19 protein-coding genes are annotated in these 19,281 nt (G+C 64.2%); 7 read left to right on the top strand and 12 right to left on the bottom strand.

The features are described 5' to 3' along the window. Positions 1 to 3 precede the first annotated feature (3 nt). The 3 genes from JT360_RS18365 to JT360_RS18355 are packed head-to-tail and all read right to left on the bottom strand — an operon-like array spanning position 4 to position 4,240. The gene (locus tag JT360_RS18365; protein ID WP_214473143.1) at positions 4 to 1,170 is read right to left on the bottom strand and encodes an ABC transporter substrate-binding protein; all 1,167 of its coding nucleotides are present in this window, start codon (positions 1,168 to 1,170) and stop codon (positions 4 to 6) included. A 47-nt stretch (positions 1,171 to 1,217) separates the two neighbouring features. Next, positions 1,218 to 3,059 carry a branched-chain amino acid ABC transporter ATP-binding protein/permease gene (locus JT360_RS18360; RefSeq protein WP_250888893.1) on the bottom strand — a complete coding sequence of 614 codons (1,842 nt, stop codon included), beginning with the start codon at positions 3,057 to 3,059 and terminating at the stop codon, positions 1,218 to 1,220. A 14-nt stretch (positions 3,060 to 3,073) separates the two neighbouring features. Further along, positions 3,074 to 4,240, bottom strand: coding sequence for an NAD(P)/FAD-dependent oxidoreductase (locus JT360_RS18355; RefSeq protein ID WP_214473141.1), 1,167 nt, complete (start codon positions 4,238 to 4,240; stop codon positions 3,074 to 3,076). A gap of 145 nt (positions 4,241 to 4,385) precedes the next feature. Between JT360_RS18355 and JT360_RS18350 the strand changes: the two genes are divergently transcribed. Genes JT360_RS18350 through JT360_RS18335 form a run of 4 tightly spaced genes read left to right on the top strand, consistent with a single transcriptional unit; the run spans position 4,386 to position 8,066 of the window. After that, on the top strand, positions 4,386 to 5,324 hold the full coding sequence (locus JT360_RS18350) for a MurR/RpiR family transcriptional regulator (protein WP_214473140.1): 939 nt from the start codon (positions 4,386 to 4,388) through the stop codon (positions 5,322 to 5,324). Beyond that, a complete protein-coding gene (locus JT360_RS18345) occupies positions 5,321 to 5,983 on the top strand; it encodes a cysteine hydrolase family protein (RefSeq protein WP_214473139.1) in 663 nt (220 codons plus the stop codon). The genes JT360_RS18350 and JT360_RS18345 overlap by 4 nt, the downstream gene beginning before the upstream one ends. Then, the gene (locus JT360_RS18340) at positions 5,980 to 7,302 is read left to right on the top strand and encodes a type I glutamate--ammonia ligase (protein ID WP_214473138.1); all 1,323 of its coding nucleotides are present in this window, start codon (positions 5,980 to 5,982) and stop codon (positions 7,300 to 7,302) included. Before JT360_RS18345 ends, JT360_RS18340 begins: the two co-directional genes overlap by 4 nt. Continuing rightward, positions 7,302 to 8,066, top strand: coding sequence for an N-formylglutamate amidohydrolase (locus JT360_RS18335; RefSeq protein WP_214473137.1), 765 nt, complete (start codon positions 7,302 to 7,304; stop codon positions 8,064 to 8,066). The genes JT360_RS18340 and JT360_RS18335 overlap by 1 nt, the downstream gene beginning before the upstream one ends. A 116-nt stretch (positions 8,067 to 8,182) precedes the next feature. Here JT360_RS18335 and JT360_RS18330 read toward each other — a convergent pair whose 3' ends face one another. Further along, positions 8,183 to 8,797 carry an alpha-ketoglutarate-dependent dioxygenase AlkB gene (locus tag JT360_RS18330; protein ID WP_214473136.1) on the bottom strand — a complete coding sequence of 205 codons (615 nt, stop codon included), beginning with the start codon at positions 8,795 to 8,797 and terminating at the stop codon, positions 8,183 to 8,185. Between the two features lie 66 nt (positions 8,798 to 8,863). Between JT360_RS18330 and JT360_RS18325 the strand changes: the two genes are divergently transcribed. Next, positions 8,864 to 9,136 carry a KTSC domain-containing protein gene (locus JT360_RS18325; protein WP_352127762.1) on the top strand — a complete coding sequence of 91 codons (273 nt, stop codon included), beginning with the start codon at positions 8,864 to 8,866 and terminating at the stop codon, positions 9,134 to 9,136. 17 nt (positions 9,137 to 9,153) lie between these two features. Here the strand turns inward: JT360_RS18325 and JT360_RS18320 are convergent, their stop codons facing one another. From JT360_RS18320 to cyoA, 8 genes are all read right to left on the bottom strand, one after another. Further along, complete coding sequence (locus JT360_RS18320) at positions 9,154 to 10,416, bottom strand: DUF763 domain-containing protein (protein WP_214473135.1); 1,263 nt, start codon at positions 10,414 to 10,416, stop codon at positions 9,154 to 9,156. Positions 10,417 to 10,534: 118 nt separating this feature from the next. Then, on the bottom strand, positions 10,535 to 11,071 hold the full coding sequence (locus JT360_RS18315) for a response regulator transcription factor (protein ID WP_214473134.1): 537 nt from the start codon (positions 11,069 to 11,071) through the stop codon (positions 10,535 to 10,537). Next, positions 11,061 to 12,413 (bottom strand): ATP-binding protein, encoded by a 1,353-nt coding sequence (locus JT360_RS18310; protein ID WP_214473133.1) that lies wholly within the window; start codon positions 12,411 to 12,413, stop codon positions 11,061 to 11,063. Before JT360_RS18310 ends, JT360_RS18315 begins: the two co-directional genes overlap by 11 nt. Continuing rightward, positions 12,410 to 13,231, bottom strand: coding sequence for an SURF1 family protein (locus JT360_RS18305; RefSeq protein WP_214473132.1), 822 nt, complete (start codon positions 13,229 to 13,231; stop codon positions 12,410 to 12,412). Before JT360_RS18305 ends, JT360_RS18310 begins: the two co-directional genes overlap by 4 nt. After that, positions 13,228 to 13,605 (bottom strand): cytochrome o ubiquinol oxidase subunit IV, encoded by a 378-nt coding sequence (gene cyoD, locus JT360_RS18300; RefSeq protein ID WP_214473131.1) that lies wholly within the window; start codon positions 13,603 to 13,605, stop codon positions 13,228 to 13,230. Before cyoD ends, JT360_RS18305 begins: the two co-directional genes overlap by 4 nt. After that, positions 13,602 to 14,219 (bottom strand): cytochrome o ubiquinol oxidase subunit III, encoded by a 618-nt coding sequence (cyoC, locus tag JT360_RS18295; protein WP_214473229.1) that lies wholly within the window; start codon positions 14,217 to 14,219, stop codon positions 13,602 to 13,604. Before cyoC ends, cyoD begins: the two co-directional genes overlap by 4 nt. Before the next feature lie 18 nt (positions 14,220 to 14,237). Then, positions 14,238 to 16,235 carry a cytochrome o ubiquinol oxidase subunit I gene (gene cyoB, locus JT360_RS18290; RefSeq protein WP_214473130.1) on the bottom strand — a complete coding sequence of 666 codons (1,998 nt, stop codon included), beginning with the start codon at positions 16,233 to 16,235 and terminating at the stop codon, positions 14,238 to 14,240. Positions 16,236 to 16,245: 10 nt separating this feature from the next. Beyond that, positions 16,246 to 17,424, bottom strand: coding sequence for a ubiquinol oxidase subunit II (gene cyoA / locus JT360_RS18285; protein WP_214473129.1), 1,179 nt, complete (start codon positions 17,422 to 17,424; stop codon positions 16,246 to 16,248). 195 nt (positions 17,425 to 17,619) lie between these two features. On the opposite strand from cyoA, the gene JT360_RS18280 reads away from it, so the two are divergent. Both JT360_RS18280 and JT360_RS33985 read left to right on the top strand, forming a co-directional pair. Next, on the top strand, positions 17,620 to 18,942 hold the full coding sequence (locus JT360_RS18280) for an MFS transporter (protein ID WP_214473128.1): 1,323 nt from the start codon (positions 17,620 to 17,622) through the stop codon (positions 18,940 to 18,942). Positions 18,943 to 19,003: 61 nt separating this feature from the next. Continuing rightward, positions 19,004 to 19,237: an FAD-dependent monooxygenase gene (locus JT360_RS33985; RefSeq protein ID WP_502845474.1), complete on the top strand. Its 234-nt coding sequence runs from the start codon at positions 19,004 to 19,006 to the stop codon at positions 19,235 to 19,237. Positions 19,238 to 19,281 lie beyond the last annotated feature (44 nt).

The raw sequence follows: 19,281 nt of genomic DNA, 5'->3' as shown, positions 1-19,281 counted from the left end.
ACGTCACGGTGCCGGAACGTCGGCGGCGTCGGGGATCAGCGTCTCGACATGCTTGCCCTCGCCGCCCTCATAGCGCATCAGCGCCACCGGCCGCAGCGGCATGCGGTTGGTGCCGGCATAGGTGATCTTGCCGGTGATGCCTTCGAAATCCCTGAGGTTGGCGATGGCATTGCGGATTGCCTTGGGATCGTCGGAGCCGGCGGTCTTGACCGCCTGGTCGAGGATCAGCCCGATCTCGTAGCCGTTCACTTCGTAGGTCGATTCCGGCGCATGGCCGGCATATTTGGTGAAGGCGGCGTTGAAGGCCTCGAGCTTGCTGCCCGGCTCGGCATAGCCGGCCGCGGTGTAGACGACGCCGTCGACCAGCTTGCCAAGCGCCTTGATGGTCGGCGTGCCGATGGCATCGGCGCCATAGACCGGGATGGTGACGCCGGCGCCGCGCAATTGCTGGATGAAGGCCGGGAAATCAGGCTCGTAGGCCGCCGTCATGATCAGGTCCGGCTTGTCGGCCAGCCCCTTGATGTTGGTAATCTCGGCGGAAAAATCCGGCTGCCCCATGGTGAAGGTGCCGCGGCCGACAACGGCGCCGCCCTTCTTCTCGAATACCTTGCCGAAATATTCCGGCAGGTTAGCGGTGTAGGTGGTGTCCGGCGAGGTCAGCAGGAACACCTTCTTCTTGCCCTCGGAGACAGCGAAGTCGGCCACAGCCGTCGCCTGCACATTGTCCGCCGGATAGGTGCCGAACATGACGTCGCCGACAGCGCCGGTGAGCACGGGAGCGGAGCCGCACAGTGTCAGGGTCGGGATGCCGAGCGGCTGCGTCAGTTGGCCGGCGGAAATCGAGGGGTCGGCGTCACACGGCGTGATCATGATCCTGGCGCCGGCGTCGATCAGTTCCTGAGCGACGGTGGCGGTCTGGGCGGTGTCGGAGCGCGTGTCCTTGATCATCAGCTTGACGGTGTATTTGCCGCCGAGCCCGCCCTTGGCGTTGAGTTCATCGAGCGCCATGCGCAAGCCGGCAAGCGCCGGCTGATCGTAAGGGGCGAGGACGCCGGTCTGCGCTGTCGCCGCACCGATGATGATCTCCTCGGCGGAGGCCGTCGAAACGGCGGCGACGCCGAACACCGCCGCGCACAAAGCGGCGCGATGGAGGCGATAGAGGCTTGGCATGTCGGTTCTCCTTCTGGATTTTTGTCGTTGGCTGTTGTCGTTGCGGTCTATGCGGTCCGGTTTTCAGCTGTTGCCGTTTTGGCGCGTGCCGTGCGGCTGCCGAGATAGGCGGCGATCACCGCCGGGTTGTTCTGGACATCGGCGGGCGTGCCGTCGGCGATGACACGGCCATGGTCCATGACGACGATGCGCTCGCAGAGATTCATCACCAGCCGCATGTCGTGTTCGATCAGGACGACGCCGATGCGGCGCTCGGCGCGAACCGCCGACAGGATGGAGACCAGTTCGGCGGTCTCGACGGCGTTCATGCCGGCGGCCGGTTCGTCAAGCAGCAGGAAGCGCGGCTTCAGCGCCAGCGCTCGGGCCACTTCCAGCCGCCGGCGCTGGCCATAGGCAAGCCGGGCAGCCGGCTGGTCGGCGAATTTGTCCAGGCCCATGCGCGTGAGCTCGCGCATCGCCGCGGCCTCGGCATGGCCGAGATCAGGTTCGACCTGGCGCGCGGCGACGACGACATTTTCCAATACTGTCATGTGCGGAAAGACACGGATGTTCTGGAAGGTGCGAGCAATGCCCGAACGGGCAAATCGGAACGCCGAGGCCTGCCGCACCACGCCACCGACAGACACGCTCCCGGCACTTGGCTGGACATCGCCGGCCAGCATGTTGAGAAGTGTCGTCTTGCCAGCGCCGTTGGGCCCGATGATGCCGGTGATGCTGTCGGTCTCGAAGCTCAAGCTGACATCATCAACAGCGACGACACCGGCATAACGGCGCGACAGCTGGTCGGCCACCAGCCGGTCGGCACCAACCTGCCGCGGCACCGCGGCCGAAGCCATGCCCGCCTGGCGTCCGGGACGGCGCAGAAGGTTGAGCTCACGCTCGCCGAAAAGGCCGGTCGGCCGTCGCCAGATGACCAGGATCATGGCGACGGCGAGCACGCCCTGGGTCAGACCGAACAGGACAGGCAGATGAAGCCCCAGCATGTCGCCGCCGCCTTCGAAGCGGCGCACCACCTCGATCACCACGATGGTGACGATGACGCCGGCGAAAGCGCCGAGCGAGGACGTCATGCCGCCGACGATCAGCATGGCGAGCATGGTGAAGCCGAGGTCGAAATAGAAATCGCGCGGCGAGAAGGCGCCGAGGAACTGTGCCATCATGGCGCCGGCCGCCATCGCCGCGACCACGCCCGCCACCCAGGCAGCGAGCCGCGCCGTGCGCTGGTCGACGCCGACTGCGGCCGCACCGCGTTCGTCATTGGCGGCGGCGCGGGTGGCAAGACCGAAGGAGGTCTCGCGAAACAGCCGCGCCGCCACCAGCGCCACCGACGCGATCGCCGCCGCCGTCCACAGCCCGACCTCGCGCGGCACGCCGTAGAAGGGCTGGCTGCCACGGGTGATCTCGCGCCCGGCGACCAGCAGCGTGTAGACGATGATCAGCATGGCGAGCGTGGCAATCGAGGCACTCGACCCCGTCAGCCTGAGCAGCGGCGTACCAGTCAGCAGCCCGATGACGACAGCCAGGACCAGCACCACGGCCAGCGCCGCGAAAAAGGAAAGTTGATACCCGGCAAGGAATTCCGGCAGATCGCGGAGTGCCGTTCGTTGCAGAGCGGTGGGCATTGTGAGGATGCCGGTGGCGTAGGCGCCGAGGCCGACAAAGGCCGCCTGGCCGAAAGAAACGATGCCGCTGTTGCCGGAGAAAATCTGCAGGCCAAGCACGGCCGTCAGCATGATCGAGGCATAGGTAACGACACGCTGCATGGCGGCACCGCCGAAGATGAACGCGGCAAGCGCGACCAAGAGCAGTACCGCCACCATGCACAAGGCATCGGCCGTGGCGTTGCGAAACGCGGCCGGCATGAAGCCGTGCGGCTTGCTCTCGCTCATTGCCACGGACACCATCACGCGGCCCTGAAGCGGCTGGGCGAAAACGGTGCCAGGATCGGTTGCGCGCCTTCCGTGACCAGTTTCGCGATCGCCTCGCCCACGGCTGGCCCGGTCTTGAAACCGTGGCCGGAGGACCCCGCCGAAACGACGAGCCCCTCCACGTCGGACATGGCGCCGATGACAGGCAGATCGTCAGGACTCATATCGTAGAGCCCGGCATAGCCCGGCCGGATGCCGAGGTCGGACATGGCCGGCACACGAGAGGCAAAGGTCTCCAGGATTTCGACCGATTCAGATTCTTCGACACCTTCCATGTAGGTGTCGGGATTCTCGACGAAACGCGGCCGGCCGGCATGTTCGTGACGCAAGCCGGTGCCGCCGCCGGCCCAGGTGCCGGCCAGAATGACGCCGTCATTGTCCGGCCGCGCGTAATTGCAGGAAATGTCGTCACACCAGGCGAAAGGCATGACCTTGCGGGCTTGTCCGGCGGCATCGAGCACGGCCATCGGATGGCGCTCGACATGCAGCGGCAGATCGAGATCCACCGTCGCCAGCAGGCGGCGAGTCCATGGGCCAGCGGCCAACACGACCGTATCGGCCTCCAGCACCGTGCCATCGGTGAGCGTCACTCCGATGATGCGATCATCCTGCCGCCGAAGGCTTGCAACAAGCGTGTTCTGCAGGATCGTCGCGCCGTTCGCACGGGCGGCGCGGGCGATGGCGTTGGTGGCGCCGAAAGCATCGGCATAGCCATATTCGGGTTCCCACAGCGCCAGCGCGACATTGTCCAGCGCAAAGCCCGGCGCGGCACTGGCGAAAGCCCGCGGCGACAATGTCTCGAGGCGCGCGCCCTCGCCCCGGATGCGTTCGGCCGCCGCATTCCAGCTTGCCTCATTGTCGTTGCCGCAGACCCACATCATGCCGATCTCGGTGACGAAGGAGCCCTCGCCGGCGATCTCCGGCAGCGACACCAATATCTCGCGGCCTCGGATGGAAAGCTGCGACAGTTCCGGCATCAGGTAGAAGGCATGCAGCAGTGCCGACGATTTGCCGGACGGTCCACCGGCGGGATGGGTCTGCTCGACCAGCGTGACGCTCACACCGGCTTTGGCCAGATGATAGGCGGTGCTCGATCCGACAATTCCCGCACCGACAACGATGACGTCGTTTCCATTTCGCATGGCTGTTCCCCACAGTCTCTTGGCTGCTTTCCGACAAGCTAAGGCCAGTGGTCGCGCAATGTCAATATCTCTTCATTATTGACCCTGATTTAAATCTCTGTAATAAACTCCACAAAACAAGAGACCACGGATTTCGGGGAGGCCAATGGCGATACGCGATGTTCTGATGAGCGGGGATCTGGCGCTGACGCCGTCGGAAGAGAAGATCGTCCGGCTGCTTTTGACGGACTACCCGACCTCCGGCCTCGGTACCGCCTCGTCGCTCGCCCGGCGGGCCGGCGTCAGCGATCCGACCGTGGTCAGGCTGGTCGTCAAGCTCGGCTATGAAGGGTTTCCGGATTTCCAGGCAAAACTTCTGGCCGAGGTCGAAGCCAGGCTGCATTCGCCCCTGTTGATGATGGAGGCAAAGCGGCAAAGCGGCTCCAGCGACAGCGCCGTGCTTGCCTATCTCGACTCCGTCACCGCGGCGCTGCAGAAAGCCACCGCCGCTACGCCGGTCCAGACTTACGAGCGGGCCGCACGCCTTTTGATGGAGGCCAGGGGCGAGATCGTGCTGGTCGGCGGCCGGTTCAGCCGGCACATCGCCGGCATGCTGGCCGGATATCTCGTCCAGTTCCGCTCCGGGGTCCGTGATCTCGGCGTGCTTTCTCCTCAGGCATTCGACACGCTGGCCGATCTCGGCCGCCGCGACGTGCTCGTCGTCTTCGACTATCGCCGCTACCAGCTCGACGTGATGGCCTATGCAAGCCAGGCGGCGGCGCTCGATGTGCGGATCCTGCTTTTCACCGATCAATGGCTGTCACCGATAGCCGATCTCGCCGAAGTCACGATCGTCAGCCCGCTCGAAGTCGCCTCGCCCTATGACACTCTGGCGCCGGCAATCGCGCAGATGGAAGCCCTCACCGCCCACATCGTCTCAACGCTGGGCGACGATGCCCGGGCTCGCATCGAGAGGATCGAGAAAGTGCGGCACGCCAATGCGGTGACGCTCGACAGCGACCCGCAAGGGAACGGTGCACGCCAGACATCTGGACCACGCAAGACACCGGGACCCAAATCAGCAAAGCAGGACGACAAGGTATGACCCAAACCTTACCCAAGCAGGCCCTACCCAAGCGAGACGAAGCCTTCCGTGCCGGCGAGACGGCGCTGCTGCTTGTCGACATGCAGCGCATCTGGCTGGAGCCGGGCGCCGATCCCTCGCACCCGGAGCGCGGCCCTGACCACTATTTCTACCGGCAGACATCCTCGCGAACGATCCCCAACCAGGAGCGGCTGCTGGCGGCGGCGCGGGCCAATGGCGTCGAGGTGCTGCACACCATCATCCAGAGCCTGACCGAAGACGGCCGCGACCGCTCGCTCGACCACAAGCTGACGCCGATCCATGTCGCGCCGAGCCTTCCCGAAGGCCTGCCGGTTGCATCGCTGGCCCCTGTCGGCGACGAGATCATGCTGCCGAAGACCTCGTCCGGCATCTTCAACTCGACCAATGTCGACTATCTCCTGAAGAACCTCGGCATCCGCTATCTCGTCGTGGTCGGCGTGCTCACCGATCAATGCGTCGACATGACGGTGCGCGACGGCGCCGATCGCGGCTATCTCGTCACCTGCGTGTCCGACGCCTGTGCCACGATCACCCAGGAGCGCCATGATACCGCGCTGAAGGCGTTCGGCGGTTATTGCTGGGTCACCGACACCGACACCGTCGTCGACCGTTTCAACGCCTTGGGAAAAACTGCATGACATCGACCGTCGAGCCTCTCGTTGCCGTCGTCACCACCGATCTCTCCGCCGTCACGCGGGGCCGCTTCGTTGTCGAAAGCAGGCTGCAGAACACCGCCACGACCGGTGTCGGCTGGCTGCAGGCCAATCTGTCGATGACGCCGTTCAATTCGATCGTCGATCCCAACCCATGGGGCTCGTCGGGCGACCTGCGGCTGATCCCCGATCTCAAGGCGCGCTTCCGCACCGACCGGACCGGATCGGTGACGGCCTTCGACATGGTGGCCGGCGACATCGTCGAACTCGACGGCAGCCCGTGGCTTGGCTGCACAAGGACCATGCTCAGGGATGCGCTGACGGAGCTGAAGGCCGCAACCGGGCTCTCCGTCATCGCCGCTTTCGAGCATGAGTTCCATATTGCCGGCGGCAGTTTCGCGCCGGCGCATTCGATGTCCTTCGCCGCGCTGCGCCGCACCGATCCATTCGCTCCCAACCTGATGGCGGCACTGGAGGAAGCGGGCGTCGGACCCGAAGTGGTCATCGCCGAATTCGGCGACGAGCAGTTCGAAGTGACGCATGAGCCTGCCGATGCGCTGACGGCAGCGGACCGCGCCGTCGCCATCCGCGAGATCACACGCGAAGTGGCGCGCAACGCCGGCTGGCGCGCGAGCTTCGCGCCCAAGATAGCGCCTAATGCCGTCGGCAACGGCGTGCATATCCATTTCAGTTTCGTCGATGAGGCCGGCAAGCCGGCGACTTACGATCCCGCACAGCCCGGCGGCCTTTCCGCCAAGGCCGGCGCCTTCTGCGCCGGCGTGCTGCGCCATCTGCCGGGGATGACCGCCATGACGGCATCGAGCGTCTCGTCCTTCTACCGGCTGAAGCCGCACAGCTGGAGTTCGTCCTACACCTGGCTCGCCGACCGCGATCGCGAAGCGTCGCTGCGCATCTGCCCGACGGTGACGATCGGCGGACGCGATCCGGCGCGGCAGTACAACATCGAATACCGGGCGGCCGACGCCACCGGCAATCCTTATCTGTCGCTGGCGGCGATCATCCGCGCCGGGCTTGACGGGCTGGAGGCGGACCTGCCGTCACCGCCGCTGGTGACCGGCGACCCGACGCTGATGAGCGAGGCGGAACGGGCAAAGCTCGGTCTGGTGCGGCTGCCCGAGACCTTGCCGGCGGCGCTGGACGCGCTTCTCGCCGACAGCACCGTGACGGGATGGTTCGCGCCAGTCTTTATCGAAACCTTTGTCGGGCTGAAGCAACATGAGACCGAGCGTCTGGCCGGCCTCGATCCGGCTGCCATCTGCGATCTCTACCGGACGCTTTATTGATGACTGCGCAGACTGAAAGAGAGTGGCCCGACGCCGTCGAGGTTCTCAATGAGCATGGGCGCTCCGATATCGTCCTGTTGTGCGAACATGCCTCCAACCACATACCGGCGGAGTATCAACAGCTCGGGCTCGACTCCAGCCATCTGCAACGCCATATCGCCTGGGATATCGGTGCCGCGGAGGTGACCCGGCTCTTGTCTGCGCGGCTCGATGCAGTGGCCTTCCTCAGCGGCTATTCACGGCTGCTGATCGACCTCAACCGGCCACTGGGCACCCCAGGCAGCATTCCGGTGCTGTCGGAAGACACTGACATTCCCGGCAATGTCGGCGTCGATACCGCGGAACGGAACCGACGCGCGAAAATCATGTTTTCACCGTTCCATGACCGGGTGGCAGCCCATCTCGACCGCCGGGTGACCGAGGGCAGGCCGACGCGGATCGTGACGATCCACTCCTTCACGCCGGTTTTCCTGGGTGTCGTCAGGCCGTGGCATGCGGGCGTGCTGCATGAGCATGCGGCGGATCTCGCCGAAGCGATCCTGTTGGGCCTGCGCGCTGACGCGGCACTCAATGTCGCGGCGAACGTGCCTTATGTGATCAGCCGCGACGCCGATTATGCCGTACCCATTCATGGCGATGATCGCGGCATCCCGGCCGTCCTCGTCGAGATCCGGCAGGACCTTTTGTCGACAAGGTCCGGCATAGAGGAATGGGCTGACCGGCTGGCGACGGCGATGCCGGCTGAGACGGAGGCGATCCCGTGAGCAACCTCAGCCTGCGCGAGCGCGACGCCGCGACCATCGCGCAGATCGGCAAGCTGCGCTTCTCGCCGCTCAGCGTCGTCGGCGGCCAAGGCAACCGGCTGAACGGCAGGCGATGCTCAGATGTCTTGAGAGCGCAACGTCCGCAAGGTAATCGAATAGCGATGTTCGGCAAGCGGGGGGATGCTGTGCTCCCATTCGGTGCGCGACGGGCCCGTCATCAGATAGGCTGACCTTGGCTCGACGACGATGGTCCGGCGGTCCCATTTGTCACCGTTCTTCCGCCGGAGCCGGAAGCTGCAGGGCGCCAGCAGGGAAACGCCGGCGACATCTTCGAAATGAGGCTTGTCACGATGCCAGCCGATGCCGGCGCCAGGCCGGTATTCATTGATCAGCACCTGCGCGAACGCCTCGGCAGGCCGGCGCGCAAAGGCCGCGACCTTCTCGCGCAAAGGCAGCAGGAAATCAGGGATCGGCAGCGCCTCGACGACTTCGCCTCGGTCATAATCGTAGCGCAGGCCGAACCCGACGACGCGCCGGTTTGCCAGATGGCCGTGGATATCGAACGGCTGGAACGGCAGTCCTTCCAGATGCCGGGCGAGCCCCGTCTCTTCCTGCGGCGTGATCAATCCGGGTTGGTAGGCGAAACCCTCCGGCAGATCCACGGCGTCCCCAAAGAGATCTTGCTGGAATGCCAAGGTGCGGCCGGTGGCTTTCGACTTGAGCGACGACATCCCGCCTAGATGGTGAGGGTTGGACCGCAGGGCAATGATGGCCCGCGCTCCCGTGCGGTGACAGTAGTGCCGCTGGGTAGAGGCAAGGAACCGGACCATGTCTGCCGGGTTTATGTGGCTGAGCAGTCAGGTGCCAACATGCCGTCGACCGCGATCCGAAACACACAATACGATCCCACGACCAGGACCCTGTCCGTCTGGTTTGTGCCGAGCGGCGATCGCTATGACTATGCCGACGTTGCCCCGGCAACTTATGCCGCCTTCAGGAAGGCTTCCTCGAAAGGCCGCTTCTTCAATGAGTTCATCCGGGATCGCTACAGCTATCGCCGCGTGGCATGACGTGGGGGGCTGGCCCGTCATGCCTTCTTGTTCTGCTCGGCAGGCGCCTGGTCCGGCGCCGGTTCCCAACCAAAGACACTGCGGCCGCCAAGCAGATGCGACTGGTCGAATTCTCCGGCGACAATTTCCTTCAGGCTGGGGCCGGTGACGTATCGCTCGACCTGCCGCGACTGATCGTCAAGCCGCTTCAACGCGCCGATTTCCTCGTCGCGGCCAAGCTTGGCCTTCTGCACGGCCGATTTCAACACACCGATCGTCTCGTCATAGACCTTGAGCGGGACAGGGAAAGGGTGCCTGTCCTTGCCGCCATGCGCCAGCGAGAAACGGCCGGGGTCCGAAAAGCGGCACGGCGCGCCATGCACCACTTCGGCGACGAGAGCCAGCGCCCGAACCGTGCGCGCGCCCACTCCGGGAACCAGGAGAAGCTCGGAAAAATCCGCCGGGCCACGTTCGGCGGCCGCGGCCATGTTGCCATGGAGGCGGCGCATGACGACATCGCTTTCGCGAACATCGTGATGAGCCGGCATGATCAGGTGCGGCAGAAGCGGCTGCTCTGGAGCCGATGCGGCGCCGGACTCCAGGCCAGCAAACTCCCGCAGGATGCGGTCCGGCCCAAGGTCCTGGAGCAGGTCCAGCTGTCCCTGGCGCGAGGCCGCGGCGCGGCGGTCGGTCAGGTTGACGATCTCGCCCTGGTTGGCGCCTTCGATGGCGGCATGCGGCTGATCGACGAAACTCTTCAGGCCTTCGGACAGCCAATGGTAGCGGCGAGCCACCTTGCTGTCGCCGTTCATGCCTTGCTGCACCACCACCCAGTCGCCGTCATCGGTGACGATGAACCCGTGCAGATAGAGGTCGAAGCCGTCCTGAACGGCGGCGCTGTCCACCTTGGCGACAAGCCGGCTGACGGTTGCCAGGCGCGTTCCGTCGAAGCCGATGCGCTCGCCAATGGCGGCCAGCTCATGCGGGGTTTTGCGCGAATGCGCGCCGCGGCCGCCGCAGACATGAATGCCGAGTTCGCCCGACAGCGGCGTAAGACCGCGTTTCAAGGCGCCGACGACGCTGGTCGTGATACCGGATGAGTGCCAGTCCATGCCCATGACGGCGCCGAAGGACTGGAACCAGAACGGATGCGCCAGGCGCCGCAGCAGCTCGTTGCGGCCATAATGATGAATGATCGCCTCGCACATGACGGCGCCAAGACGCGTCATGCGGTCGCCCAGCCATTTCGGCACGCGTCCGCCATGAAGTGGAAGATCCGCACTGCCCGATCGTTGCGCCACGTCTGTTGCCTGTTCCGGTTTCCCCAGACAGATAAGTATCCCAGGTCGCACAAGGAAGCATTGGGTGTTCGCAGGCGGCTGATCGACCGGCCGAACCGGTCGGCCGTAACGCTTCCAGCTATCTCACCACGCGCTTTTCGAGCTTGCGGGCAAGGGTGCGCCGGTGCAGACCGAGCCGGCGCGCCGTTTCGGAGATGTTGAAGCCGGTCTCGACGAGCGTTTCGTGGATACGCTCCCATTCGAGGTTCTTGATCGAGGTGGGGCGGCTGGTCAGCGACACGGAAACATCGCCCTCGGCCCGGCCGAAGGCGGCTTCGATGTCATCGGTGTTGGCGGGTTTCGCAAGGTAATGACATGCGCCAAGCTTGATCGCCTCGACCGCCGTGGCGATGCTGGCGAAGCCGGTCAGCACGACGATCCTCATCGAGGCATCGCGGGCGCTCAGGAGCTTGACGCACTCGAGCCCGGAGCCGCCGGCTCCAAGCTTGAGGTCAACGACGGCGTAAGCCGGAACGGCTGTTTCGAGAGCGCGAGCCAAGTCTTCCCTGCCGTGGCAGACCATGACGTCATAATCGCGCTTTTCGAACGAGCGCTTCAGCGTTTTGGCGAAGGTGGCGTCGTCCTCGACGATAAACAGGGATCGATCAGGCCTCATGATCATCTCCATGGGTCAGCGCCGCGAGGGGCAGCGACAGGGTAACACAGGCTCCCTGCTCCACATTATGCGCCGAAAAGTCGCCTCCGAGCTTTCGGACCACATTCACCACGAGGAAAAGTCCAAGGCCGCCGCCGGGCCGTCCCTTGCTCGACATATAGGGCTGGCCGAGCGCGGCCAGAATACCCTCGTCGAAACCAGGCCCGCGGTCGCGCACCGAAATCACCAGTTTCTCATCCCGCCGCTCGGCAGTGACGCCGACCCAATCCTGCGATGCTTCCTGGGCGTTGTCGAACACGTTGAAGATGACCTGCTTCAGCGCCGTGTCGGAGACGATCTGCTCGTCGGGTTCGAAATCGTTTCTGTAATCCAGATTGAGCGGCTGACGGCTGACACGCCATTCCTGGACAAGATCGTCGAGGAAATGGCGGATGCTGGTGCGTATCGTGCCCTCGCCCCGCGCCTGCCCCGAAGACATGAGGATGCCCGACACGATGCTTTTGCAGCGCTCGATCTGCGCCTGCATTTCGGCGACGTCCCCGGCCAGCTCGCGGCTGCGGGTGACGCTGCGCATCTGGCGCCAGTCGGACAGGATGACGGAAATGGTCGAAAGCGGCGTGCCCAGTTCATGCGCCGCTCCGGAGGCCAGCAGGCCCATGCGCACGATGTGATCCTCCTCGGCCGAGCGCTGGCGCAGATCGGCGAGATAGGCATCGCGCTCGCGCAGATTGCGGTTGATGCGCGTCATGAAGATCACGATCAGGCCAGCCGCCAGCACGAAGCAGATGAACATGCCCCTGATATGCAGGACCAACAGGTCGCTGCCGCCATGATGCGGGATCGCGATCGGCTGGAACTGGAAGGTGAGGAAGACGAAGCAGGCGGAAGCCGCGACCACCAGGATCCAGGTGGACCAAGGTGTCAGCAGCGCGGCGCCAAGCGTGATCTGCAGCAGATAAAGCGACACGAACGGGTTGGAGGCACCGCCGCTGAGGTAAAGCTGTGTGGTCAGCGCCACCATGTCGAAAATGAGCGCGACGAACAGCTGCGCGTTGCTGATCGGGCGCTGGCCGCGCAGGGCCAGGAGGCTGAAGATGTTCAGCCCGACGAGGAAAACCACCACGCCCGCCATCTCCGGCAGGGGCAGCGGAATATCGAACCAATATTCCGTCGCCAGAATGGTGAGCACCTGGCCGGCCACCGCCAGCCAACGCAGCTGGATGAGCAGGAGCAGGTTCTTCCTGTTTGCCGCGTCGGGATTGGGGACCGTGCCGCCCTTGCCCGCAAGGGACGCTGCCGCAAAAGACCTGTCGTTGCGAGGCGTTGGCGTCGTGACGCTCATCTTGCCGGTCCTCGCCGCTGGCGGGCGCCGATCATCGGCGCGGCCAGGGCGATGGCGAGCATCGCAGCGAGTGTGAACCAGGTCAAAGCATAGACGAGATGGCTGTTGCGGAAATTCACGACAGTTAGTCCGCCGCGCGGCCAGCCGTCCACGCCAGATGCCTCCGCGTCGACGAAATAGGGGGCAACATCTTTCGTCAGGCCGCGCGCGGTTGCGATGGCGGGAACGTCTCGTGAATACCAGCGATTGCCCGCCGCATCGTTCTTGCGCAGGAAGCCGCCACCGGGCTCGCTCATGCGCAAAAGGCCGTCAATGACGGCTGGCGAAGCCAAGCCTTCACTTTCGCGTTCGAACTCTGCCTTGCGCTCCTGGGGGATGAAACCGCGGTTGACCAGCACGATAAAGCCGCGGTCGGTTCGCATCGGCGTCAGCACCCAATAGCCGCCGCCAAGCTCCGTTACCGCCTGCACCAGCGTGTTGGCGCCCCCCAGAAACTGTCCGGCCAATCGCACATGCCTGTATTCATCACCGGACGCGGTCATGCCGGCCCAGTTCCCTGGGCCAGGCGCATCGGCAACCGGAGCATGAATGCGTTGGTCGACGCGGGCGATCAGGTCGAGCTTCCAGACCCGCCTTTCGAGCTGCCATGTGCCGAGCCCGACAAACACCAGCACGCCGAGGAGCCCGAGCAGCACCAGGAACAGGCGCGACGCCGGCGATCTGCCGGCGTCCATTTGCGGCACGGCGGGCGAACCAATGCCAGCGTGCCCGTCCAGTGCCTCGACGATGGTCCCCTCCGTGCCCGGCGCGGGGCTCATGGCATCTGCCGCATGTCGTGAAGTCCCGGCATCATGTTGGCGTTGAGGTGGTACATCACCCAGAGCGAGCCGGTCAGCACGATGACGACCAGGATCAGCGTGAAGATCAGCGCCAGCATCGACCATCCGCCCTCCGAGGCGGTGTTCATATGCAGGAAGAACACCATATGAACGACGATCTGCACCACGGCGAAGGCCATGACGACGATGGCCGTCGCCTGCTTGTCGTCGATGGCGCCGGTCATGACCAGCCAGAAGGGGATGGCGGTCAGGATCACCGACAGGACGAAGCCGATCAGATAGCCCCTCAGCGAGCCATGCGCGGCTCCGCCATGCGCGTGGCCATGGTCGGCGGCATGATCATGAGCGCTCATCGCAGCATCCCCATCAGATAGACGAAAGTGAAGACGCCGATCCAGACGACGTCGAGGAAGTGCCAGAACATGCTGAGGCACATCAGCCGGCGGCGGTTCGCCTTGATGAGGCCAAATCTCGCGACCTGCACCATCAGCGTCACCAGCCAGACGATGCCGAAGGTGACATGAAGGCCGTGCGTGCCGACCAAAGTGAAGAATGACGAAAGGAAGGCGCTGCGCTGGGGTGTCGCGCCTTCATGGATCATGTGGGCGAATTCGTAGAGTTCGATCGACAGGAACGCCAGGCCGAACAGGCCGGTCACGGCAAGCCAACCCTGCGTCGCCGCCACGCGGCCCTTGTCCATCGTCAGCATGGCAAAGCCATAGGTAATCGAGGAGAAGAGCAGCATGGTGGTGTTGACCGCCACAAGGTCGAGGTCGAACAGGTCCTTCGGCGCGGGACCGGCCGCGTAATTGCCGCCGAGCACGCCATAGGCCGCGAACAACATCGCGAAGATCAGGCAGTCGCTCATCAGATAGAGCCAGAAGCCGAGCATGGTGCTGCCGCCTTCGGCGTGCGCATGCTCTTCTTCCAGATGAAACACCGGTTCAGTGCCGGCCGTGATTGCCATCGATGTCATGCTCAAACCCTAGCCCTGGGCGACGAGGAGCGTCGTCCTCGCCTCCTCCGTCTCCGCGACCACCGCAGCCGGGATGTGGAAGTCGCGGTGATAGTTGAAGGTGTGGCCGATCGCGGTGGCGATGAGGCAGACGAAGCTCAGCGCCGCCAGCCACCAAATGTACCAGATCAGGCCGAAGCCGAGCGCCACGCTGAAGGCCGCCAGGATGACGCCGGTGCCCGTATTGCTCGGCATGTGGATCGGCTTGAAGCCGGAGAGCGGCCTGATGTAGCCGGCCTTCTTCATGTCAAACCAGGCGTCGTTGTCGCGCACGATGGGTGTGAAGGCGAAGTTATAGGCGGGAGGCGGCGAGGAGGTCGACCATTCAAGCGTGCGGCCATCCCAGGGATCGCCGGTCGGATCCGCCAGAGCCTCTCGCCTGCGGATGGAGACAAAGATCTGGATCAGGAAGGCGGCGATACCGCAGGCGATCAGCACCGCGCCGAAGGCGGCGATCACGAACCAGATCTGCAGCGAGGGATCGTCGAAGACGCGCATGCGCCGCGTCACGCCCATCAGGCCGAGGATGTAGAGCGGCGTGAAGGCGAACCAGAAGCCGGCCACCCAGCACCAGAACGAGACCTTGCCCCAGAACGGATCAAGCTTGAATCCGAACGCCTTGGGCCACCAGTAGGCAATGCCGGCAAACAGGCCGAAGAGCACGCCGCCGATGATGACGTTGTGGAAGTGCGCGATCAGGAACAGGCTGTTGTGCAGCACGAAATCCGCCGGTGGCACGGCAAGCAGCACGCCGGTCATGCCGCCGACGACGAAGGTGAGCATGAAGGCCACCGTCCACATCATCGGCAGCTCGAAGCGGATGCGGCCGCGATACATTGTGAACAGCCAGTTGAAGATCTTCGCCCCGGTCGGGATCGAGATGATCATCGTGGTGATGCCGAAGAAGGAATTGACGCTGGCGCCGGAGCCCATGGTGAAGAAGTGATGCAGCCAGACGAGGTAGGACAGGATGGTGATGACCACCGTTGCGTAGACCATCGAGGTGTAGCCGAACAGGCGCTTGCCGGAGAAGGTCGACGTGACCTCGGAAAAGACGCCGAACAGCGGCAGGATGAGGATGTAGACTTCCGGGTGGCCCCATATCCAGATGAGGTTCACATACATCATCGGGTTGCCGCCGAAGTCGTTGGTAAAGAAATTGGTGCCGACATAGCGGTCGAGCGCCAGCAGCGAAAGCACCGCCGTCAGCACCGGGAATGACGCAACGATCAGCACGTTGGTGCAGAGCGACGTCCAGGTGAAGACGGGCATGCGCATCATCGTCATGCCGGGCGCGCGCATCTTGATGATCGTGCAGATCAGGTTGATGCCTGACAGCGTGGTGCCGACGCCCGCCACCTGCAGCGCCCAGATATAGTAGTCGACGCCGACGTCGGGACTGTAGCCGATGCCGGAGAGCGGCGGATAGGCGAGCCAGCCGGTGCGGGCGAATTCGCCGACGAACAGCGACGCCATGACCAGGATGGCGCCGCCGACCGTCATCCAGAAGCTGAAATTGTTGAGGAAGGGGAAGGAGACGTCGCGCGCGCCGATCTGGAGCGGGACGACGAAGTTCATCAGACCGGTGACGAAGGGCATCGCCACGAAGAAAATCATGATCACGCCATGGGCAGTAAAGATCTGGTCGTAATGATGCGAATTGAGATAGCCCTCGGAGCCGTTGAAGGCGATGGCCTGCTGCAGGCGCATCATGACGGCGTCCGAGAAGCCGCGCAGCAGCATGACCAGGCCGAGCACCATATACATGATGCCGATCTTCTTGTGGTCGACGCTGGTGAACCACTCGCGCCACAAATAGCCCCACAGCTTGAAATAGGTGATGACGCCGAGAAGGGCGATGCCGCCGAGCGCCACCGCGACGAAGGTGGCCACGACGATCGGCTCGTGCAGGGGCAGCGACTCCCAGGTGAGACGACCGAAAATGAACTTGGTCAGCGAGTCGGGCATTGGCTATCCCTCACAATTCACGCCGCAGCAGGCCGAGCGACGACGTATCCGCCTCGGCGCGACGGCTCTCGGTCCCGGGCTTGAGCAGCCCCGCCCCACGAAGCGGGGAAAGATTCTTGGCCCGCCAATCCGTCGATGTGGCATCGCCGGCCGCGCGCGCGGCGGCAGCCGCTTCCTCCGCCGTGCAGATGCTGGCGACATAGGACGGATCGTTCCCGAACACGCCGCGCCGGGCGAGCTTGTCGTATTGCAGCGGCAAGGTGTTGCGGATACCCGCAAGACCGAGGCCGCCCTTGGCGTCGATCGACATCATCTCGTTCATGCACATCTTGCCGCGCTCGACGCACAGATTGAGGATGGCGCCATAGAGGTCGGGATCGACGGAGGCATAATGGCGGACCGGTTCGTTCTCGCTCGGCTTTTCAAGTTCGAGATAGCTGTCGCGGCTGAGCGCCGCCGACGCGGTCCTGGCCTGTGCCACCCACTGGTCGAAAGCCTGGTCGGACAGGCCGTGGAAGGCGAAGCGCATCCCGGAAAAGCCGGAACCGCTGTAATTGGCCGAGAAGCCGCTGTAGGTGCCCGGCCGGTTGATGACGGCGTGCAGCTTCGTCTCCATGGCCGGCATCGCATAGATCTGCCCGGCAAGGGCTGGAATGTAGAAGGAATTCATCACCGCCGACGAAGTGATGCGGAAGTCGATCGGCTGGTTGACCGGCGCCGCCAGTTCGTTGACGGCGGCGATGCCGTAGTCGGGATAGATGAACAGCCATTTCCAGTCGAGCGCCACGACCTCGACCCGCAGCGGCTTGTGCAGCTGGGTGACGGGCTGGCCGGGCTCGATGCGGTCGATGCGGCGATACGGGTCGAGCAGGTGCGTGCCGAGCCAGGTCAGCGCGCCAAGGCATATGATGATGAGCAGGGGCGCTGCCCAGATCACCAGTTCCAGCTTGGTCGAATGATCCCAGTCCGGCGTATAGGTCGCCGAGGCGTTGGATTGCCGGTAGCGCCAGGCAAAAAAGACCGTCAGCGCCATGACGGGCACGATGATGACGAGCATCAGCAGGGTCGAGACCACCAGCAGGTCGCGCTGTTGGGCCGCGACATCGCCCGCTGGCGCGAGCACGACCATATCGCAGCCGCTGAGCAGCCCGGCCAGGGGGAACAGAAGCAAGGCTCCAAACCGTTTCATCAGACGCTGCCCTCAATGGACCGCGGCAACCGTTCATGTTGCAGTGCGGTATCGAGCAAGGGCTACTGCCGGCGGCGGCGCGGTGATATTGGACAATTTGTCCAATGCCCAGCCGGCGTGGCTTTGGCGCAGTGTGCAGCGCACAATGGGATCGTCACAATTGGATCCCGGGACCCCTTGGTTGCGACGGACAAGATGGCTCAGACTCCGACTGCCCAAACGAACAGCAAGCTGATCGGCTCGGATCACGGCCAGGTCAGCGCGGGCGACATCGCGGTCGGCGTGATCGTGGGCAGGACGTCGGAATTCTTCGACTTCTTCGTTTATGCGATCGCGTCCGTCATCGTGTTTCCCAAGCTCGTCTTTCCGATGCACGATCCGCTCGTCGGAACGCTTTATTCGTTTTGCATCTTCGCGCTGGCTTTCGTCGCGCGGCCGTTCGGCACCGTTTTGTTCATGGCGATCGATCGCGCCTATGGTCGTGGGGCGAAACTGACGATCGCGCTGTTCCTGCTCGGCACGTCGACTGTCGCCATCGCGTTTCTCCCGGCCTATGGCGAGATCGGTGCCGTCGCGATCTGGCTGCTGGCGCTTGCCCGCACCGCACAGGGGCTGGCGCTCGGCGGTACATGGGACGGACTGCCCTCGCTGCTGGCGCTGAACGCGCCTGAAAACCGGCGCGGCTTCTATGCCATGATCCCGCAGCTGGGTGCGCCGATCGGCCTGATCGTGGCAAGTTCCCTCTTCGCCTTCTTCGTCGCCAATCTTTCGGCCGACGATTTCTTTGCCTGGGGCTGGCGCTATCCCTTCTTCGTCGCCTTCGCCATCAATGTCGTGGCCCTGTTCGCCAGACTGCGCATTGTCGTCACGCCCGAATTCGCAAGACTGTACGAGAGCGGGGACCTCCAGCCGACACGCATAAGGGATACGATCAGCGCCGAAGGCCGCAACGTCGTCGTCGGCGCCTTCGCCCCGCTGGCGAGTTTCGCCTTGTTCCACATGGTGACGGTGTTTCCGCTTTCCTGGGTGTTCCTGTTCACCAATGAGGGACCGGAGCGGTTCCTGTTGATCGAGGCGGTGAGTGCGCTGTTCGGCATTGCAGCCATCGTCGCATCGGGCCCGCTGGCCGATCGCATCGGACGCCGTGCGCTGCTCGGCGGTTCCGCAATCGCCATCGCCACGTTCAGCGGCTTTGCCCCGCAGCTTCTGGATGGCGGCACCGTCGGCGAGATCCTGTTCATGGTGCTGGGCTTCATCCTGCTGGGGCTGAGCTTCGGGCAATCGTCCGGCGTCGTCGCATCGAGTTTTTCCCGGCAGTATCGCTATACCGGCTCGGCAATAACCTCGGATCTTGCATGGATGTTCGGCGCCGGCTTCGCGCCGCTCGCAGCACTGCTCCTGGCCGGCAATTTCGGCCTCATCGCGGCCGGTGCCTATCTGCTCTCGGGTGCGGCTTGCACTTTGCTTGCCCTGTGGATCGACAGGCAGCGCTCAGCCTCCGACCGGGCGGTCGACTGAGCCGGAGGCCAGGCCTTGGCGCTGGCGCCCTCACTGTCCAGTCAACGTCGAGCCGAACAAAATGCTTGCCCGCATCCCTGGCGTTTACCGGGTCGTCCGCCTTTTGCGGACTGACCGGTTCCACATTCCCGCGCGGCAAGCGACGCGCTACCAGACCACGCGCATGTTCCTGGGAGGCGATGCCGCGCATGCACATGCTCCGCTGGGCGCCCGGGGCATGAATCTCGGTATTGAAGATGCGGCATGTTTTGCCAGGCGTTTCGTCGAAGGCACGCTTGCCGGCTATGCTGGTTAGCGATGGCCGGTCGGGCGGCGAAGGATCAAACTCAGCGAGCGTGT

It is taken from the genome of Mesorhizobium sp. dw_380, from assembly GCF_018588885.1.
Classification (GTDB): domain Bacteria; phylum Pseudomonadota; class Alphaproteobacteria; order Rhizobiales; family Rhizobiaceae; genus Mesorhizobium.
Note: the sequence above shows the minus strand (reverse complement) of the source record. Positions and strands in the feature narration are given on the sequence as shown.

Bases quoted from the DNA above. Each gene is read 5' to 3' on its own strand.
- JT360_RS18365 (WP_214473143.1), bottom strand. From the start codon at position 1,170: ATGCCAAGCCTCTATCGCCTCCATCGCGCCGCTTTGTGCGCGGCGGTG.
- JT360_RS18360 (WP_250888893.1), bottom strand. From the start codon at position 3,059: ATGAGCGAGAGCAAGCCGCACGGCTTCATGCCGGCCGCGTTTCGCAAC.
- JT360_RS18355 (WP_214473141.1), bottom strand. From the start codon at position 4,240: ATGCGAAATGGAAACGACGTCATCGTTGTCGGTGCGGGAATTGTCGGA.
- JT360_RS18350 (WP_214473140.1), top strand. From the start codon at position 4,386: ATGGCGATACGCGATGTTCTGATGAGCGGGGATCTGGCGCTGACGCCG.
- JT360_RS18345 (WP_214473139.1), top strand. From the start codon at position 5,321: ATGACCCAAACCTTACCCAAGCAGGCCCTACCCAAGCGAGACGAAGCC.
- JT360_RS18340 (WP_214473138.1), top strand. From the start codon at position 5,980: ATGACATCGACCGTCGAGCCTCTCGTTGCCGTCGTCACCACCGATCTC.
- JT360_RS18335 (WP_214473137.1), top strand. From the start codon at position 7,302: ATGACTGCGCAGACTGAAAGAGAGTGGCCCGACGCCGTCGAGGTTCTC.
- JT360_RS18330 (WP_214473136.1), bottom strand. From the start codon at position 8,797: ATGTCGTCGCTCAAGTCGAAAGCCACCGGCCGCACCTTGGCATTCCAG.
- JT360_RS18315 (WP_214473134.1), bottom strand. From the start codon at position 11,071: ATGAGGCCTGATCGATCCCTGTTTATCGTCGAGGACGACGCCACCTTC.
- JT360_RS18310 (WP_214473133.1), bottom strand. From the start codon at position 12,413: ATGAGCGTCACGACGCCAACGCCTCGCAACGACAGGTCTTTTGCGGCA.
- JT360_RS18305 (WP_214473132.1), bottom strand. From the start codon at position 13,231: ATGAGCCCCGCGCCGGGCACGGAGGGGACCATCGTCGAGGCACTGGAC.
- cyoD (WP_214473131.1), bottom strand. From the start codon at position 13,605: ATGAGCGCTCATGATCATGCCGCCGACCATGGCCACGCGCATGGCGGA.
- cyoC (WP_214473229.1), bottom strand. From the start codon at position 14,219: ATGGCAATCACGGCCGGCACTGAACCGGTGTTTCATCTGGAAGAAGAG.
- cyoB (WP_214473130.1), bottom strand. From the start codon at position 16,235: ATGCCCGACTCGCTGACCAAGTTCATTTTCGGTCGTCTCACCTGGGAG.
- cyoA (WP_214473129.1), bottom strand. From the start codon at position 17,424: ATGAAACGGTTTGGAGCCTTGCTTCTGTTCCCCCTGGCCGGGCTGCTC.
- JT360_RS18280 (WP_214473128.1), top strand. From the start codon at position 17,620: ATGGCTCAGACTCCGACTGCCCAAACGAACAGCAAGCTGATCGGCTCG.
- JT360_RS33985 (WP_502845474.1), top strand. From the start codon at position 19,004: ATGCTTGCCCGCATCCCTGGCGTTTACCGGGTCGTCCGCCTTTTGCGG.